This is a genomic window from Paraburkholderia xenovorans LB400 (genome assembly GCF_000013645.1).
GTDB lineage: Bacteria > Pseudomonadota > Gammaproteobacteria > Burkholderiales > Burkholderiaceae > Paraburkholderia > Paraburkholderia xenovorans.
This window is the reverse complement of sequence record NC_007951.1, coordinates 549,477-567,247: the sequence shown is the minus strand read 5'-3', so window position 1 is coordinate 567,247 and position 17,771 is coordinate 549,477. Positions and strand designations below refer to the sequence as shown.

Genomic DNA, 17,771 nt, shown 5'->3' with positions numbered 1-17,771 from the left:
AGGCCCCTTCGACACGGCCTGAAAACAACGCCCTCCATAAAACAAATGTGCCCGGAGAGCCCCGAAAGGCTCGCCAGGCGCGATAACCGCTTTCGCACGTTCGTGTCGCCCGGTTGGGCGCACTCCCTTGCGCAGCCGGGCCGCACACGTTGCCGTGTGCGGCTTTACGGTCGAAATGCGACCTGGCTTTAGTCTTTCTTGACTTCCTTGAACTCGGCGTCGACCACGTCGTCCTGCTGCTGGCTCGCGCCACCCGCCGATGCACCCGCGCCGCCCGCACCCGCCGCGCCCGCTGCCGCGGCTTCAGCACCTTGCGCAGCCTGCATGTCCGCGTACATCTTCTCGCCCATCTTCTGCGAGGCGGTGGCCACCACTTCGATCTTGGCTTCGATCGCGGCCTTGTCGCTCGAACCGCTCTTCAGCGTTTCTTCGAGATCCTTCAGCGCGGATTCGATCTTTTCCTTCTCGCCGGCTTCCAGCTTGTCGCCGTATTCGGTGAGCGCCTTCTTCGTGCTGTGGACCAGCGCGTCGCCCTGATTGCGGGCATCGGCCAGCTCACGCAGCTTGTGATCTTCTTCGGCGTTGGCTTCGGCGTCCTTCACCATCTTCTCGATTTCGGCTTCGGACAGACCCGAGTTCGCCTTGATCGTGATGCGGTTTTCCTTGCCGGTCGCCTTGTCTTTCGCGCCGACGTGCAGAATGCCATTCGCGTCGATGTCGAAGCTCACCTCGATCTGCGGCGTGCCGCGCGGTGCCGGCGGAATGCCTTCCAGGTTGAACTCGCCCAGCAGCTTGTTGCCGGCTGCCATTTCGCGTTCGCCCTGGAACACCTTGATCGTCACGGCGCCCTGATTGTCGTCGGCCGTGGAGTAGACCTGTGAGTGCTTGGTCGGGATCGTGGTGTTCTTGTTGATCATCTTGGTCATCACGCCGCCGAGCGTTTCGATGCCGAGCGACAGCGGGGTCACGTCGAGCAGCAGAACGTCCTTGCGGTCGCCCGACAACACCTGGCCCTGGATCGCGGCGCCAACGGCCACGGCTTCGTCCGGGTTCACGTCACGGCGCGGATCCTTGCCGAAGAACTCCTTGACCTTTTCCTGCACCTTCGGCATGCGGGTCATACCGCCGACCAGAATCACGTCGTCGATTTCGCCGACCTTCACGCCTGCGTCCTTGATCGCCACGCGGCACGGTTCGATCGTGCGCTCGATCAGCTCTTCAACCAGCGCTTCCAGCTTCGCACGCGTAATTTTCAGGTTCAAATGCTTCGGACCCGATGCGTCGGCCGTGATGTACGGCAGGTTGATTTCGGTTTGCTGGCTCGACGACAGCTCGATCTTGGCCTTCTCAGCCGATTCCTTCAGGCGTTGCAGCGCGAGCACGTCTTTCGACAGATCGACGCCCTGCTCTTTCTTGAACTCGCCGATGATGTAATCGATGATGCGCTGGTCGAAGTCTTCACCGCCGAGGAACGTATCGCCGTTCGTGGACAGCACTTCGAACTGCTTTTCACCGTCGACATCCGCGATTTCGATGATCGACACGTCGAACGTACCGCCACCCAGGTCATACACCGCGATCTTGCGGTCGCCCTTTTCGTTCTTGTCGAGGCCGAAAGCCAGAGCAGCGGCGGTCGGTTCGTTGATGATCCGCTTCACTTCCAGACCGGCAATGCGGCCTGCATCTTTGGTTGCCTGACGCTGGCTGTCGTTGAAGTACGCGGGAACCGTGATCACCGCCTCGGTGACCGGCTCGCCGAGATAGTCTTCAGCGGTCTTCTTCATCTTGCGCAGCACTTCCGCGGAGATTTGCGGCGGAGCGAGCTTCTGGTCGCGCACTTCGACCCATGCGTCGCCGTTATCGGCCTTGATGATCTTGTACGGCATCAGGCCGATGTCTTTCTGCACTTCTTTTTCTTCGAAACGGCGGCCGATCAGGCGCTTGACTGCGTACAGCGTGTTCTTCGGGTTCGTGACCGACTGGCGCTTCGCAGGCGCGCCGACGAGAATCTCGCCGTCTTCCATGTAAGCGATGATCGACGGCGTGGTGCGCGCGCCTTCCGAGTTCTCGATCACCTTGACCGAATTGCCTTCCATGATCGCCACGCACGAGTTGGTCGTGCCGAGGTCGATGCCGATGATTTTGCCCATTTTTACTAATCTCCTGACTTTGATCGCTGCGGGAATCGCCTTGTTTGCCCAGCTGGCGGTAAGGCGATCCGCTCTCAATTCCTAACCTGCACTCAACATAAGTGCGTCCGCATCGTTTTCAAGACCTCTTTTGCGATGCGGTCTTTAATTTTTTTCAATCGGGCGAACTTCCGCCCGAATCTGCCGCCTCAATGTGCCCACCGGCAGCATTTGCTGCATTGCCTGCCCGGATCTTCTCCCGCGCGGCCGCGACCGCGGCCTGGAATTGCCCGAGGCCGTGCCAGCCGGTTGCCCGGCCGAGCCGCTTGCCGCGATAAAAGAAGAACCATGTGGGCACGCCATGCAGCATGAAGCGCCGGCCCAGTTCGCGATGCTCGTAAACGTTGCTGTGAAACCATTTGAGGCCGAGTGCGCGAATCGCGTCCGGCTGCGCCAGCATGGCCTTCTTGGCGATCTCGCAGTTGAAGCAGTCGAGACCCCAGAAAAACACCACGGCCAGTTCATCCCCTGCTTCGGCGAGCGCGGCGTCGAATGACGCGGCGCTCAACTCCTGCATGCCGAACACCGCGAACGCGGTGGAGTCGACGGGAATGTTGGCCATGACGGCGCCTGCCGGACGAAACGGCTTACGAAAGACCGGCGGCGCTTACTTCGGGGCCGCGACGGTCACGAGTGCCGGACGCAGCACCCGATCCGCGATCACGAAGCCTTTTTGCAGCACGGCCACCACGGTGTTCGGCTCCTGGTCGGCCGGCACCATGGAAATGGCTTGATGGCGATGCGGGTCGAACTTCTCGCCCACCGGATTCAGGGCGACGACGCGCCCCTTTTCCAGCGCGCCGGTAAGCTGGCGCAGCGTGAGTTCGACGCCTTCGCGCACCTTCGCAGGATCGTCGGACGAGTGCGCGACGGCTGCTTCGAGGCTGTCGATCACCGGCAGCAGATGCTCGGCAAAGCTCTCGATCGCAAACTTGTGGGCCTTGGCGACGTCTTCCTGAGCGCGGCGGCGCACGTTTTCGGTCTCCGCCTTGGCGCGCAGGAAGCTTTCCTGCAGCTCGGCGATCTTCGCCTGGGCCTCGGCGAGTGCAGCCTGCTCGGCGCTCGCCGGCGAGTCGGTCGCCGCGTTCGCCGCTGCTTCCTGTTGAGGTGCCGCGGCCTCGGCGGCCTGGCGCGCGGTTTCTTCGGCGGGCTTGGGATTCTGGCTCGTCGGGTTCTCTTGCGTGTTTTCCATGTCGCTGAAAGTCGTTAAAAAGTGAAAGCGAGATAAAAGCCGGCAGTAACGGCAGCGCAAAAACCTGGCGCGGTTTGTGCGTTGCAAAATCGCGACAGACAACTTCGCGAGTCACCGCAAATCAACACGGCAGATGAGGCCGGAAAGGACCATTTCAAGCGGTTCTCCCGGATCTTTTCGTATCACGGCCGGACGGCGGAAATGCCCGGTTACAACCATTATTGCGGCGCAATCAGATTGAGATTGAGTGCGGACTGCAAGTGGCCTATGCTCCAACAAAGCATCGGAAAAGACGCGTTAACCCTAATCTGACGTAAGCCTTTCCGACATATTGCAATTCCACCCGATTCGCCCGTCTTTATCCTGAATCTCCTTAGGGGAGCACCGTGAAACTGACCTTTGCAATTTCGGTGGTCGCATTGGTACTGATTGCGGGCACCACGACCATCTGCATGTCCGGGGCTGTCAACGATCACACTACCGAATACGGCGGCGTGCACGCGACCATGGAACAGCTGTTCAACCCCCACCTGAAAGTTTGTCGATAGTGCGCCGGTCGCGCTTGGTCGGCCGGCCGTGCAATGCGGCCGCCGGTTCGCGATACGTCTTGCGCCGCTCCTGTTCGACCTGCCGCTTCACCCTGCTCTCTTCGGTTTCCGCATAAAGCGTCTGTGCGACGCTCGCCGGGCCGCGCACGTCGCACACGCCCAGCACCGCCACCTGCCACACAATCCGCTCGATCTCGATCTCGACCAGGTCGCCGACGCGCACGTCTTTGGCCGGCTTGACGCTGGCGCCCTCAATGCGCACATGCCCTTTCTCGACGGCCGCCGCCGCGAGCGAACGCGTCTTGAAAAAGCGCGCGGCCCAAAGCCATTTGTCGATGCGCAGTTTCGCGCCCGCTTCGGTTGAGATCCCGTAATTCATGAGCCTGTTCAAGCTCCTGTCGTATGCGGCACCGGCAGCGCCTGCACCGGCCAGCCCTGGAGATTCTGCGCGACGATTTCGCCCAGCGCGGCAATCCAGGCCTGCGACGCATTCAGGCAGGGAATCCGATGAAAATCCTTGCCGCCCGCGTGCAGGAATTCATCGCGCACTTCCATGCCGATTTCCTCGATGGTCTCAAGGCAGTCGGCAGTAAAGCCCGGACAGAACACATCGGCGCGCCGCACGCCCGCCGCGCCCAGTTCCTTGAGCGTGGGCGCCGTATACGGCTGCAGCCACTCGGCCTTGCCGAAACGCGACTGGAACGTAATGCGGCACTCCACCGGCGTCAGTTCGAGCGCCTGCATCAGCAGCGCGCCCGTTTGCTGGCATTGCTCATGGTATGGGTCGCCGAGATCCAGCGTGCGTTTGGGCACGCCGTGAAAACTCAGCACCAGCTTGTCGCCCGCGGCGAAATCCGGCCGGCCATGCTGATGCCAATATTGATGCACCTGTGCGGCAAGCGCCGCAATGTAGGCCGGATGATCGGCGTACTGGCGCACCGTGCGAATTTCCGGCTGATTGCGCATGCGCTTGAGCGCCGAAAAGGCGTCGTCGAAAGCGGTGGCGGTGGTGGACGACGAATACTGCGGATACATGGGCATGAGCAGCACGCGTTCGGCGCCTGCCAGCTTGAGCTGGTTCAGCATGGCCGGAATACCCGGCGTACCGTAGCGCATCGCGTAATCGACCAGCACCGTGTAGTCGTTCAGTTGCAGCAGATGGCGCAAGCCCTCCACCTGCTTCTCTGTATACACGCGCAGCGGCGAGCCTTCGGGCATCCACACCGCAGCGTACTTCTTGGCCGAGGCACTGCCCCGGAACGGCAGGATCAGCAGACGCAAGATGATCTGCCAGAGCAGCGCCGGAATTTCGACCACGCGCGGATCGGACAGAAACTGCGCGAGATAGCGGCGGACCGCGCGCGGCGTCGGCGCGTCGGGCGTGCCGAGATTGATCAGCAGCACGGCGACACGGTGTGACGTGGCGTTCTGTGAAGGCCGCTCGAGGTCGAAGCGCATAGGCAGCAGAGGTAACCCGCTCAGGCGGAGTGTCGGTTCAGGTGAGAACCATTATAGCGGCGTGGTGCATGCACCGGTCCGCCGGACACCCCTGGCCATTCGGCCAATTGGCAAGCCGTGCGCCGTCACGCATTATTCGTGGCTGGAACAGCCGACACCGGAAGCCGAAACTATTTACTGCTGGCTGAGGGTCAGCGAAAGCAGGCGCGCGGTAATGTCCACGATCGGAATCACGCGGTTGTAGGCCATGCGGGTCGGTCCGATCACGCCCAGGGTGCCGACGATCTTGCCGTTCACCTCGTAAGGCGCGGTGACCACGCTCATTTCCTCGATCGGCACGAGATTCGACTCGCCGCCAATGAAAATCTGCACGCCCGCCGCGTGACTCGACACGTCGAGCAACTGAAGGAGACTGGTCTTTTGGTCGAACACATCGAACAGCTTGCGCAAGCGCGCCATGTCCGACGACAGGTCGGCCACTTCGAGCAGGTTGCGCTCGCCGGAAATCAGCACGGTCTCGCCCGTGTCGGCTTCGTCCGTGCTGGCCGTGACGGCGGCATGCATCAGCGTGGTCATGTCGCCGCGCAGTTCGTCGATTTCCTCGCGCAGGCGGCGGCGCACGTCGTCGAACGAGAGGCCCGCGAAGTGCGCGTTGATGTAGTTGGAGGCTTCAACCAGCTGCGACGGCGAAAAATCGCGCTGGGTCGCCATGATGCGGTTCTGCACGTCGCCTTCCGGCGTGACGATGATCAGCAGAATGCGCTTGTCGGACAAACGCATGAACTCGATCTGCTTGAACACGTGGCTGCGCCGCGGCGTGAGCACCACGCCGGCGAACTGCGAGAGGTTGGACAGCACGCTGGCCGCCGCGGCAACGATTTTCTGCGGCTCGCCCGCCTGCAGCGTGGTCTTGACGGTACGCATCACCGCTTCTTCGTCAGCGGCGGACTCCACCGTCAGCATGGTGTCCACGAACAGGCGGTAGCCGCGCGGCGTGGGAATGCGCCCCGCGGAAGTATGCGGACTGATCACGAGCCCCAGGTCCTCGAGGTCGGACATTACGTTGCGGATCGTTGCGGGACTCAGTTCGAGGCCCGAATAGCGCGACAACGTGCGCGAGCCGACCGGCTGACCTTCGGCGATGTAGCGCTCGATCAGCGTTTTGAGGAGGGTTTGTGCGCGAGGATCTAGCATGACGGAAAATTTTAGCTCAAGGGCACGACTACCGCGAGCGCTAGGGGCGCCCATCCCTGACGAACGCGCCGCCGCTTGCCGCTGCGGCACGTTGCCTCCGGTCCGGCACAATGGCCGGCGTTCAGCCCGGCGCGCCGCGGACCACCTTGCGGGCCGCCCGGTTGCCGGCACCCCGCCGCACTTTAACCGGCGCGCATGTCATCAAGGCTTCACCATTCTAACGATAATCGCGAGACGCGCCGGCAGCCCACGCACGCCGGGCCGCCACCGGGTCTGTCTGCGGTTCTTTTCAGGCCCCACCTATGGTGTAATGCCGGCATGCAAGTGACCAGCCAGTTCAAGACCGTCGCGCTCGTCGGGCGCAACAATACGCCGGGTATCGCCGAGCCGCTGACCGCGCTCGCCTTGTGCATCGCGAAGCGCGGCTTCGAGGTCGTGTTCGAAGCGGACACCGCCGCCGAGATCGGCGTCACCGACTACCCGGCGCTGCGCCCCGCCGAGATCGGCGCGCGCGCAGATGTGGCCGTGGTGCTGGGCGGCGACGGCACCATGCTCGGCATCGGCCGCCAGCTCGCGCCGTATCGCACGCCTTTGATCGGCATCAACCACGGGCGGCTTGGTTTCATCACCGACATTCCGATCTCCGACATGCGCGAGATCGTGCCGCAAATGCTGGCCGGCAATTTCGAACGCGAAGAACGCGTGCTGCTCGAAGCGCGCATCATGCGCGACGGCAATCCGATCTATCACGCGTTGGCCTTCAACGACGTGGTGGTCAACCGCAGCGGCTTCTCGGGCATGGCGGAGCTGCATGTCTCGGTGGACGGCCGCTTCATGTACAACCAGCGCTCGGACGGTCTGATCGTGGCCACGCCCACCGGCTCGACCGCTTATGCGCTGTCGTCGCAAGGGCCGATTCTGCATCCGCAATTGCAGGGCATCGTGCTGGTGCCGATTGCTCCGCACGCGCTGTCGAACCGTCCGATCGTGCTGCCGGACGATTCCAAGGTGAGCATCCAGATCGTCTCGGGGCGCGAAGTGAACGTCAATTTCGACATGCAGTCGTTCACCTCGCTCGAACTGAGCGACACGATCGAAGTGCGCCGCTCGCGTCATACGGTGCCGATGCTGCACCCCGTCGGCTACAGCTATTTCGCCACGCTGCGCAAGAAGCTGCACTGGAACGAATACCCGTCGCACGAAGAAGACCCCAAGCCCTGAGCGGCGAGGACACCGGAACGCGAACGCCGCCGCTGCCGAACCCTGACCACCAAGCTCATCAGACCACCTCCATGCTTCGCCACCTCTCGATACGCGACTTCGTCATCGTCGCCGCGCTCGATCTCGAATTCGACAGCGGCTTCACTGTTTTTTCCGGCGAAACCGGCGCCGGCAAGTCGATCCTGATCGACGCGCTGGCGCTCGCGCTCGGCGCCCGTGCCGATGCGAACGTGGTCCGCACCGGTGAAAGCCGCGCGGACATCACGGCGGAATTCGAGACCCATGCGCAGGTCGAGCAATGGCTCGACGAGCAGGCGCTCGGCACGACGGGCAGCGACGGGCATCACGGCAGCACCGTGATGCTGCGGCGCGTGGTGGATGGCAACGGCCGCTCGCGGGCGTTCATCAACGGCACCGCGGCGACGCTCGCGCAGTTGCGCGAGGTCGGCGAAATGCTGGTGGATATTCATGGCCAGCACGCGCACCAGTTGCTGATGCGCCCAGACGCGCAACGCGAACTGTTCGACACTCACGCCGGACTGTCCGACACGGCAGCCGCCGTTACGCGGGCATGGCGGGCATGGCGCGAGAAGGTTCAGGCGGTCGAGCACGCGCAAACGCGTGACCGCGAGCTGCAACTGGAACGCGAGCGCCTTGCCTGGCAGCTCGCCGAACTGGACAAGCTCGCGCCGCAGCCGGGCGAGTGGGAAGAGGTCAATTCGGAGCACCGGCGGCTGTCGCATTCGGCCAATCTGATCGACGGCGTGCAAGGCGCGCTCGGTGCGCTGTCCGAATCGGACGAGGCGATGATCACGCATCTGTCCTCGATCGTCTCGAAGGTGCGCGATCTGGCGGAAGTCGATCCGGCCTTGAACGATGTACTCGCCGCGCTCGAACCGGCCGAAATCCAGTTGCAGGAAGCGGCCTACTCGCTGAGTCATTACGCGCAAAAGCTCGAACTCGACCCGGACCGGCTGGCACAAGTCGAAAAGCGTCTGGACGCGTTGCACTCGGCTGCGCGCAAATTCCGTCTACAGCCGCAAACGCTGCCGGAGGAACACGAGGCACGCCGCGCGCAACTGGCCGCGCTCGACGCGGCCGCCGACCTCGACAGCCTGCACGCGGCCGAAGCCAAAGCCAAAGAACACTTCCTGACCGAAGCGAAGAAGCTGTCGAAGGCGCGCGCCAAGGCCGGCAAGGCGCTGGGCGCGGCGGTCACCACGGGCATGCAGGAACTGTCGATGAAAGGCGGCAGCTTCGAAGTCGCGCTGGTGCCGCAGCCCGAAGGTGGCGCACATGGGCTCGAACAGGTCGAATTCCGTGTCGCCGGTCATGCCGGCGTGCCGCTGCGGCCGCTCGCCAAAGTCGCCTCGGGCGGCGAGCTGGCGCGGATCAGCCTCGCGCTGGCAGTGATCGCCAGCGCCGCCAGTCCCACGCCCACGCTGATTTTCGACGAAGTGGATACGGGCATCGGCGGCGGCGTCGCCGAAGTGGTCGGACGGCTTCTGCATCAGCTCGGCCAGCAGCGCCAGGTGCTGTGCGTGACGCACTTGCCGCAAGTCGCCGCGCGCGGCGACCATCATTTCCAGGTCGCCAAGGCGGGCAACGGCAAAGGCGGCACTATCAGCAGCGTGACCTCGCTCGACAAGGCGAGCCGCATCGAAGAAGTGGCGCGGATGCTCGGCGGCCTGGAGATCACGCCGACCACCCGCAAGCACGCGAAGGAAATGCTCGCGGCCTAGTCGTTCACGGGACGGGGGATATCCCCGCCGCCCGGGCGCGGATCAACCCGCGCCCTCACCCGAACACGCGCTTCCACAACCCCAGCACGGCCTCACGCTCCGTGGCCACCAGCGCCGGCTCGACCCGCGCCTTCTCCATCCCGTCCAGCCGCAGCTTGTGCTGCAGCTTGCGGTAGGTGCGATAAGCCGCGCCGACCGTCTCCGCTTCCGCCTCGCTCATCAGGCCGAAGCGCGACACTTCGCGCAGCAGCGCAATGTTGCCGGTATTGCGGATCAGTTCGGGGTCGCTTGCCGCATGCAACAGCACCCAGTACTGCACGGTGAATTCGATATCCACCATCCCGCCGCGGTCATGCTTCAGATCGAACAGCGCCGTATGGTTCGGATGGCCGGCCTCGACGCGCTCGCGCATCTCGACGATCTCCTTCGCGAGCGGCGCCGCCTCGCGCGGCGTGGTCAGCACCTGTTCGCGGATGGCCTCGAATTTCGCGCCGATCCCGGCGTCGCCCGCGCAGTAACGGGCGCGGCTCAATGCCTGATGCTCCCACACCCACGCCGTATTGGCCGCGTCGCCTTCGCGCAGCTGGTAACGGCGGAACGCGTCCAGATCGGTGACGAGCAGGCCCGATTCGCCGTTCGGCCGCAGCCGCAAGTCCACGTCGAACAGGGTGCCGGCGCCGGTCGCGGTCGTGAGCCAGGTGATCAGGCGGCGGGTGTAGGTGGAGTAGACCTCGGCTGCGGCTTCGTCGGTATCGTCGTAGAGAAAGATCACGTCGAGGTCGGATGCGTAGCCCAGTTCCTTGCCCCCCAGCTTGCCGTACGCGATCACCGCGAAACGCGGCACGTCGCGATGGCGCTTGGGCAACTGCCTCCAGACGGCTTCGAGCGTAACGTCGAGCACGGCGTCGGCGAGTTCGGACAGGCGGTCGCTCACATGCTCGACGCTCAGCTTGCCGGCCAGATCGATCAGCAGAATGCGGAACACTTCGGCCTGGTGCGCGTGGCGCAGCAGATCCATCTGTTGCTCCACGCCGTCGGCGGCGGCCAGACGCAGGCGCAAGGTGCGCTTGAATTCGGGCCAGTCGAACGGACTGTCCATCGCTTCGTCGTCGAGCAGTTCGTCGAGCAGTTGCGGATGGCGGATCAGATAGCCGGCCGCCCAACGCGAACCGCCGAGCACCGACAGCACGTGGTGCAATGCCTGCGGATATTCGGTCAGCAGCGCCAGATAGGCGCCGCGCCGGCTCACCGCTTCGAGCAGGTCGAAGAAGCGCGCCACCGTATCGCCGCGCCGCTCGGCAGGCTCCAGCGTGCGCGCGGCTTCGAGCGCGCGTTGCGCGACGATGTCGAAGCGTTGCCGGCTGCGCTCGGCCAGCCCCGCATAACGCGACGACTGCCACACCGCGCGCAGCCGCGCGAGCAGTTCGCCCGGCTCGGCCACGCCGAGTTCGACGAGGCGCGCCTGCAGGACATCATCCGCGCTGTCGTCGGCAAGCGCGCTGCTCCACACCCACGCGGCGGCGCCGTCTTCGGGTGCGCCGCAGCCGTCGCGGCCGCTCACCTTGTCGGCGAAAATCTGATCGAACTGCTGTTCGACGAATTCGCGATGCGCATCGAGCTTTGCCATCAGCGCCGCGTAGTCGTCGCAACCCATTGCGTGAGCGAGCGCCACACGCTCTTCGGGATCGACCGGCATGGCATGGGTTTGCGCGTCGTTACGGTATTGCAGACGGTGTTCGAGTTCGCGCAGGAAGCGATAGGCCTGCGAGAGCTTCACGCAGACCGACGTGTCGATCAGCCCGTGCGTGGCCGCGTGACGCAGCACGGCGAGCGTCGGCCGCACACGAAAGCCGGCGTCCTGGCCGCCGCGGATCAACTGGAACACCTGCGCGCTGAATTCGATTTCGCGGATGCCGCCGCGCCCGAGCTTGATGTCGTCGGCCTTGTCGGGCCGCATGGAGGCACGGCGCTGCGCCTCCTGGCGAATCTGCAGATGCAGCGCGCGAATCGCGCTGATCACGCCGAAGTCGAGATAGCGGCGGTAGACGAACGGCGTGACGATCGCGTCGAGCTGCTTCTGCAGCCGCTGCGCCGCGTCGCTCGTACCTTCGGACACGAGACGGCCCTTGATCCACGCGTAGCGCTCCCACTCGCGGCCTTGCACGTAGAAATACTCTTCGAGCATGCCCAGGCTGCAAACGAGCGGACCCGAGTCGCCGTTCGGCCGCAGCCGCATGTCGACCCGGAACACGTAGCCGTCGGCGGTGACTTCGGCGAGGGCGCCGATCAGGCGCTTGCCGAGGCGCGTGAAAAACTCCTGCGTGGCGATCGGCGAGCGGTGGCCGCCCGCGGTCTCGCCATCTTCTTCATAAATGAAGATCAGATCGATATCCGACGACACGTTCAGTTCGCGCCCGCCCAGCTTGCCCATGCCCACCACGCCGAGCGAGAGCCGTTCGCCGTGCGGTCCGCGCGGCTCGCCGTAAAGCACTTCGAGTTCGGCGGACAGAACCGCGAGCGCCCGCTGGATCGTCGTTTCCGCCAGATCGGTCATCGCGCCGGTGACTTCGGCGACGTCCGCCTCGCCCGCCAGGTCGCGCTCCATCACGGCGCAAAATACCTCCGTGCGCAATTGGCGCAACGCCCGTTTGAGTGCATCTTCACTCAATGGCGCACCGCTCGCGCCGGCGGCCTCGGCGCACAACGCGTCGAATCGCGCGTCGATACGCTCGCGGGTCAGCGGCGCGGACGCGAGCGCCGCCACCTGCGCCACGAGTTGCGGGCGGGCGGCGGCGGCGCGCGCCGCGTAGTGTGAATAGCTGGAACTCAGGAGAGTGGCGTCGGTCTTCAAGGGTCTGGCTCGCTCGTTGCTTGATAAGCGTTGTTCAATTCGCAGTAGCACACCGGCGCAGCAGCCTCGCGCACGTCGCGAGACGGCATGCAGACAGGGTTTGCAGGAAGTCCGTCTACGCTTTCCCGTGTGTTACATTTCGTCGTCAATTTGCAAAACTACCATACGCCCACCCGCCGCAGCATGTCCGAGCGAAACGAATCCGCCGACCCTCACGAAACCGGGCAGGTCCGGCCTGTGAGCGGAAGCGACCACATCGTGCTGCGCCGGACCTTTCACGTGGTCCTCGCGATCGCGCTCGTGCTGTACTTTGTAGCGACCGGGCTGTTTCTCGCGTTGCGTTACGTGGTGCTGCCGCGCGCCGACTCGTTCCGCCCGCGCATCGAAGCCATCGTCTCGGAGAAACTGCACGCGCAGTTCAGCATCGGCAAGCTCGCGCCGTACTGGAGCGGCTTCCAGCCCGGCCTCGACGTCACCAATCTCGTGATCCGCGACCGCGACGGCAAGACCGCGCTGACGATTCCGCACGCCACCGCCACGCTCTCGTGGAAGTCGCTCTGGCAGTTTCATCCGGCGCTGTCCAGCCTGATCGTCGATCAGCCGGACGTGCTGGTGGCACGTAGCAGCGACGGCGTGCTCTCGGTAGCTGGCGTGCCGGTGCCCACGCGCCACAGCGGCAACGACGTGCTGACCACCTGGCTGTTGCGCCAACAGGCGATCGTGGTGCGCGGCGGCGTGCTGCGCTGGCGCGATGCGGAGCACGCCGCGCCGGAATTGGCCCTGCGCGATATCCGGATCGCGATTCTCAACGACGGCTACGATCACCGGCTGGCGCTGCAGGCGCCCGCCGAAGGGCATGTTCTGAACGGCCCGCTCGATTTCCGCACGCATTTCAGACACGCGCCGCTCTCCGCAATCGGCAAGCCGATCAACTGGACTGGCCAGGTGTACGTGTCGACCGGCCCGGTCGATCTGCCGACCCTCGCGCGCTACGTCAATTTCCCGATCGAGACGTTTGCCGGCCGCATCGACAATGCAATCTGGATCGACTTCGCCGATGGCCGCATGAAGTCGGCAAGCGGGCAACTCACCGGCGCCGACGTCGCCATGCGGGTGCGTCCGACCCAGCCGAAGCTGCTCGTGCCGGTCGCCAGTTTCATGTGGCGCCTCGAAGCCGAGGCAGGCGACTACAAACTGCAACTGAGCCAGTTTCACGCCGAACTCGGCCAGCCGCCGCTCGACGACGGCACGCCGCTCACGCGCACGCTCGCGCTCACCACGCTGAACGGACGCTACCGGACCGCCTCGCAGCAACACGGGCAACTGGTCAGCGTAAGCGGCGACCGGGTCGACCTGGGCATCCTCGCGGAATTCAGCCGCGCGTTGCCGCTGTCGCGGCGTCTGTTGAACAATCTCGTGCGCTACAACCCGCGCGGCCTGGTGGCCAATTATCTGATCGAAGTCGAGCGCGCCAAACCGGAGTCGGGCGAAGCGGGCAGCGACCATCAGCCGAGCGGCGCCGAGCCGATCGAGCGCTATCGCTTCAAGGGCGATCTGCAAGGCATCAGTGTCGCCGCCCAGGAACCGCCGCCGGGGCTCACGCCGCTGAATCACCCGCGCGCGGGCATTCCCGGCATCGAGAATCTGTGGGGCAGCGTGGACGCCGACGAAACCCACGGCACCGCCCTGCTCGACACCTCCAACGTCGCCATTACGCTGCCGGGCGTGTTCGACGACCCGCGTCTGAAGCTCGACCGTCTGCATGGCCGCGCCGACTGGACCATCACGCCGAAGGCGCCGGGCGAGAACCACCCGGCCTTCACCGTGAAGCTGGCCGATTTCGGCGTTTCGAACGCCGACGTCGCGGCCACCGCCACCGCCGACTACAGCAACCCGGGCCACGGGCGCGGTTCGCTCGATCTGAAAGCCGACTTCCAGCGCGCTCAGGTGACGCGCATCGCCCGCTATCTGCCGACCAGCATCGGCGAAAAGCTGCGCATCTATCTGGGCCACGGCTTGCAGGCCGGCATGTCGCACGGCGCGACCATCGAGGTGCACGGCGACCTGACCAAATTCCCCTATTCGCGCGACCCGAGCGCCGGACTGTTCCATATCGTCGCGCCGTTCAAGGGCGGCAAGTTCGATCCGACGCCGTACCCGCCGCGCAAGATGAGGAACGGCACGCCGAACGTATGGCCGGCGCTCGACGGCATCGACGGCGTATTCGAACTCAGGCAGAACGTGATGCGCTTCGACATCGACCGGGCGCATTACAAGCAGGTCGCGCTCACCGGCGTCAACGGCAGGATCGACGACCTCGGCACCCGGGCGTCGAGCCTCGTCATCAAGGGCGACGGCCACGGGCCGCTCGCCGACATGCTCGACTACGTGAACGCCAGCTCGCTCGGCATCATGGCGAAGCACGAGACCGACAAGGTGCGCGCCGAAGGGCCCGCCTCGCTCGCGCTCAAGCTGACCGTGCCGCGCACGCCGAAGCCGCATATCGGCGTGGAGGGCGCGGTCGGCTTCCAGAACAACCGCCTGAGCGTCGAGAACGTGCCACCGCTGTCGCAGTTGAAAGGCAAGGTGCGGTTTACCGAGCACACGGCGCAGGTGGACCGGCTCTCGGGACAATTCCTCGGCGGCGACGTGCATGCGAACGGCGGCCTGAAGCAGGACGGCACCTATGCGCTCGACCTGGGCGGCCATATCGCCGTCGACGCGGCGCGCGGACTCGATCTGCACGGCCCGGGCGCACAGGTGCTGACGCGCATGAGCGGCAGCGCGCCCTACGCGCTCAACGTGCGCGGCGCGAAGGGACGGCTGCCCGAAGTGACGGCGAATTCCGATCTGACCGGCCTTGCGCTCGACTTCCCCGCGCCGTTCAACAAGCCGGTCGGCGCGCCGATGCCGCTGCGCTTCGCCGTCAGCCCGTCCGCCGCGCCGGGCGAAGCGGGACTGGAGCGCGCCGACCTCACCTTCGGCCCGCTCGCCGCCGCCTATCTGCTGCGCTACCAGCCGAAAACGCCGCCGACCGTGGTGCGCGGCGCGGTCGGCGTGAACCGGCCCGCCGACCTGCCGTCCGAAGGCGTGATCGCCGCCGTCGATCTGGACACATTCGACGCGGACGCCTGGCGTGCGCTGGTCACGCAAATACGCACCAAAGACGCGCCCGCTCCGGCCTCCGTCACGCCGGCGCCGGCCACGCCGAATCCAACCGTCGCGCAATTCCTGCCGAGCCGCTTCGCGCTGCACGTCGGCACGCTGACGCTGCTCAAGCGTCACTGGGACAGCGTGATCGTCGGCGCCTCGCACGCGGATCGCACGTGGCAGGCGAACATCGCGTCGAATCAGGTGTCCGGCCACGTGTCCTGGCTGCCGGGCCCGACCAGGGAGTCGCCCGGCACGCTGCAGGCGCGCTTTGCCCGCGTGGTGATTCCGTCGGCCACCGACAAGGACCTGCTCGGCGAGGTCATGTCGGCGCCGGCGCAGAACATGCCGTCCATCGATCTGGTGGTCAACGAATTGATCGTGCGCGACCACAACGTCGGCCGTCTCGAAGTCGACGCGCACAACTTCGACGAAGACGGCGTGCCGGTCTGGCAACTCGACAAGCTCGACATCACCAACCCGGCGGCTACGCTCAGCGCGACCGCGAACTGGCGCACCTCGACCGACCTCGGCAGCAGCGCCGACGAAGCCACAGCGCGGCGCACCGTGTTCGATTTCAAGCTCGACATCAAGGACGCCGGCGCGCTGCTCGAACGGTTCGGCCAGCCGCGCACGCTCAAGGCGGGCGCTGGCTCGCTGTCGGGCAAGATGGTGTGGCAAGGCGGCCCGACCCGGATCGACTACCCGACGCTCAACGGCAATCTGGCCGTCGATCTGCGCCACGGCCAGATCCTCAAGGTCGATCCGGGCGTCGCCAAGCTGCTGGGCGTGCTCAGCCTGCAAAGCCTCGCGCGCTTCGCCACGCTGAACTTCCGCGACGTGATCGGCGAAGGCCTGCCGTTCGAGCACGTTACCGGCACCGCGCAGATTCACAACGGCATTGGCCGCACCGAGAACTTCGAGATGGTCACCGCGCCGGCGCGGGCCGAGATGAAAGGCTCGGTGGATCTCGCCCAGGAGACCCAGGATCTGCACGTCCAGATCGTGCCGACCGTCAGCGCCGGCGCTGCGGTGATCGCCGCCACGGTCATCAATCCGCTGCTCGGGCTGGGCGCGCTGGTGGCCGATCTGGCGTTCAGCCAGTCGGTCTCGCACGCGTTCGCGCGGGAGTATGCGATCACCGGCTCGTGGTCGAAACCGCACGTCGAGCGGGTGAAGGGCGATCGCGGTAAGATGGACGCTCCGGCTTCGACCGTGGAAGCGCACTGAGCCTGTATCCGACCCTTTCCCCGGTCAGACGGGCGCCGTGCCGCACGAGCGGCCCAGCCAGTCTTGAACGACGTACGCGGCGCAAGCGGTTCGCGCCGCCGCCTTGCCGGGAGTTTTCCGAAACGCTCATGAGCGAAACACAGGTCTCTTCAACCGTGTCCAGCGGTTCCCTGGAAAGCGCCTTCCGTGTCGCCGCGCTGCAAATGGTGAGCACACCGGATCGCGAGCGCAATCTCGCCGAAGCCGGGCGTCTGATCGCCGAGGCCGCCGCCGAAGGCGCGCAACTCGTCCTGCTGCCTGAGTACTTCTGCTTCATGGGCTTCAAGGACACGGACAAGCTCGCCGTGCGCGAACCCTATCAGGACGGACCGATCCAGCGCTTTCTCGCCGACGCCGCGCGCCGCCACCAGATCTGGGTGATCGGCGGCACGCTGCCGTTGATGTCGCCTGAAGCCTCGCGCGTGCTGAACACCACGCTGGTGTTCGACCCGCAGGGCAACGAGGCCGCGCGCTACGACAAGATCCACCTGTTCAACTTCGAAAAGGGCGCGGAATCGTTCGACGAAGCGCGCACCATCTGCCCCGGCGGCGAAGTGCGCAGCTTCGAGGCGCCGTTCGGCCGCGTGGGTCTGTCGGTCTGCTACGATCTGCGCTTTCCGGAGCTGTACCGGCGCATGGGCGACTGCGCGCTGATCGTGGTGCCGTCGGCGTTCACTTACACGACCGGCCGCGCGCATTGGGAAATGCTGCTGCGCGCGCGGGCGGTCGAAAACCAGTGTTACGTGCTGGCCGCGGCGCAAGGCGGCAAACATGAAAATGGCCGCCGTACGTGGGGCCACAGCATGCTGATCGACCCGTGGGGCGAAATCGTCGCGCTGCGCGACGAGGGCGCAGGCGTGGTCGCCGGCAATCTCGAGCGTGCGCGCATCGACGAAGTGCGACAGAGTCTGCCCGCCTGGCGTCATCGTGTGCTCAGTTGACTCACCTGACCCAATT

General features: G+C 65.2%; 12 protein-coding genes. 5 read left to right on the top strand and 7 right to left on the bottom strand.

Going from position 1 to position 17,771, the window contains the following annotated elements; translation table 11 throughout:
* Positions 1–188 precede the first annotated feature (188 nt).
* From dnaK to grpE, 3 genes are all read right to left on the bottom strand, one after another.
* Positions 189–2,150, bottom strand: coding sequence for a molecular chaperone DnaK (dnaK, locus tag BXE_RS02505; protein ID WP_011486859.1), 1,962 nt, complete (start codon positions 2,148–2,150; stop codon positions 189–191).
* 154 nt (positions 2,151–2,304) lie between these two features.
* Positions 2,305–2,751 carry a thioredoxin family protein gene (locus BXE_RS02500; protein ID WP_011486858.1) on the bottom strand — a complete coding sequence of 149 codons (447 nt, stop codon included), beginning with the start codon at positions 2,749–2,751 and terminating at the stop codon, positions 2,305–2,307.
* Between the two features lie 45 nt (positions 2,752–2,796).
* Positions 2,797–3,381 carry a nucleotide exchange factor GrpE gene (grpE, locus tag BXE_RS02495; protein ID WP_007179202.1) on the bottom strand — a complete coding sequence of 195 codons (585 nt, stop codon included), beginning with the start codon at positions 3,379–3,381 and terminating at the stop codon, positions 2,797–2,799.
* 386 nt (positions 3,382–3,767) lie between these two features.
* On the opposite strand from grpE, the gene BXE_RS46355 reads away from it, so the two are divergent.
* Complete coding sequence (locus tag BXE_RS46355) at positions 3,768–3,929, top strand: hypothetical protein (RefSeq protein WP_012431795.1); 162 nt, start codon at positions 3,768–3,770, stop codon at positions 3,927–3,929.
* On the opposite strand, the gene BXE_RS02490 is transcribed toward BXE_RS46355, so the two are convergent.
* The 3 genes from BXE_RS02490 to hrcA form a co-directional block, all read right to left on the bottom strand.
* The gene (locus BXE_RS02490; protein WP_011486857.1) at positions 3,901–4,308 is read right to left on the bottom strand and encodes an RNA-binding S4 domain-containing protein; all 408 of its coding nucleotides are present in this window, start codon (positions 4,306–4,308) and stop codon (positions 3,901–3,903) included. The two genes, BXE_RS46355 and BXE_RS02490, sit on opposite strands and share 29 nt — an antisense overlap.
* Before the next feature lie 8 nt (positions 4,309–4,316).
* On the bottom strand, positions 4,317–5,387 hold the full coding sequence (hemH, locus tag BXE_RS02485; protein WP_011486856.1) for a ferrochelatase: 1,071 nt from the start codon (positions 5,385–5,387) through the stop codon (positions 4,317–4,319).
* 174 nt (positions 5,388–5,561) lie between these two features.
* Positions 5,562–6,581, bottom strand: a complete 1,020-nt coding sequence (hrcA, locus tag BXE_RS02480; protein ID WP_011486855.1) for a heat-inducible transcriptional repressor HrcA — start codon at positions 6,579–6,581, stop codon at positions 5,562–5,564.
* 318 nt (positions 6,582–6,899) lie between these two features.
* On the opposite strand from hrcA, the gene BXE_RS02475 reads away from it, so the two are divergent.
* On the top strand, positions 6,900–7,802 hold the full coding sequence (locus BXE_RS02475; RefSeq protein ID WP_007179206.1) for an NAD kinase: 903 nt from the start codon (positions 6,900–6,902) through the stop codon (positions 7,800–7,802).
* Positions 7,803–7,873: 71 nt separating this feature from the next.
* Entirely contained in the window at positions 7,874–9,544 is a 1,671-nt protein-coding gene (gene recN, locus BXE_RS02470) for a DNA repair protein RecN (RefSeq protein ID WP_011486854.1), read from the top strand.
* 55 nt (positions 9,545–9,599) lie between these two features.
* On the opposite strand, the gene glnE is transcribed toward recN, so the two are convergent.
* The gene (gene glnE, locus BXE_RS02465; protein ID WP_011486853.1) at positions 9,600–12,446 is read right to left on the bottom strand and encodes a bifunctional [glutamate--ammonia ligase]-adenylyl-L-tyrosine phosphorylase/[glutamate--ammonia-ligase] adenylyltransferase; all 2,847 of its coding nucleotides are present in this window, start codon (positions 12,444–12,446) and stop codon (positions 9,600–9,602) included.
* Positions 12,447–12,578: 132 nt separating this feature from the next.
* Between glnE and BXE_RS02460 the strand changes: the two genes are divergently transcribed.
* Positions 12,579–16,775: a YhdP family protein gene (locus BXE_RS02460; protein ID WP_038458359.1), complete on the top strand. Its 4,197-nt coding sequence runs from the start codon at positions 12,579–12,581 to the stop codon at positions 16,773–16,775.
* Positions 16,776–16,903: 128 nt separating this feature from the next.
* On the top strand, positions 16,904–17,755 hold the full coding sequence (locus BXE_RS02455) for a carbon-nitrogen hydrolase family protein (protein ID WP_038456972.1): 852 nt from the start codon (positions 16,904–16,906) through the stop codon (positions 17,753–17,755).
* Positions 17,756–17,771: the final 16 nt, after the last annotated feature.

Coding starts and splice junctions, on each gene's coding strand:
- recN (WP_011486854.1), top strand. CDS start 7,874: ATGCTTCGCCACCTCTCGATACGCGACTTCGTCATCGTCGCCGCGCTC.
- hemH (WP_011486856.1), bottom strand. CDS start 5,387: ATGCGCTTCGACCTCGAGCGGCCTTCACAGAACGCCACGTCACACCGT.
- BXE_RS02500 (WP_011486858.1), bottom strand. CDS start 2,751: ATGGCCAACATTCCCGTCGACTCCACCGCGTTCGCGGTGTTCGGCATG.
- BXE_RS02455 (WP_038456972.1), top strand. CDS start 16,904: ATGAGCGAAACACAGGTCTCTTCAACCGTGTCCAGCGGTTCCCTGGAA.
- BXE_RS02490 (WP_011486857.1), bottom strand. CDS start 4,308: ATGAATTACGGGATCTCAACCGAAGCGGGCGCGAAACTGCGCATCGAC.
- dnaK (WP_011486859.1), bottom strand. CDS start 2,150: ATGGGCAAAATCATCGGCATCGACCTCGGCACGACCAACTCGTGCGTG.
- BXE_RS02475 (WP_007179206.1), top strand. CDS start 6,900: ATGCAAGTGACCAGCCAGTTCAAGACCGTCGCGCTCGTCGGGCGCAAC.
- grpE (WP_007179202.1), bottom strand. CDS start 3,381: ATGGAAAACACGCAAGAGAACCCGACGAGCCAGAATCCCAAGCCCGCC.
- hrcA (WP_011486855.1), bottom strand. CDS start 6,581: ATGCTAGATCCTCGCGCACAAACCCTCCTCAAAACGCTGATCGAGCGC.
- BXE_RS02460 (WP_038458359.1), top strand. CDS start 12,579: ATGTCCGAGCGAAACGAATCCGCCGACCCTCACGAAACCGGGCAGGTC.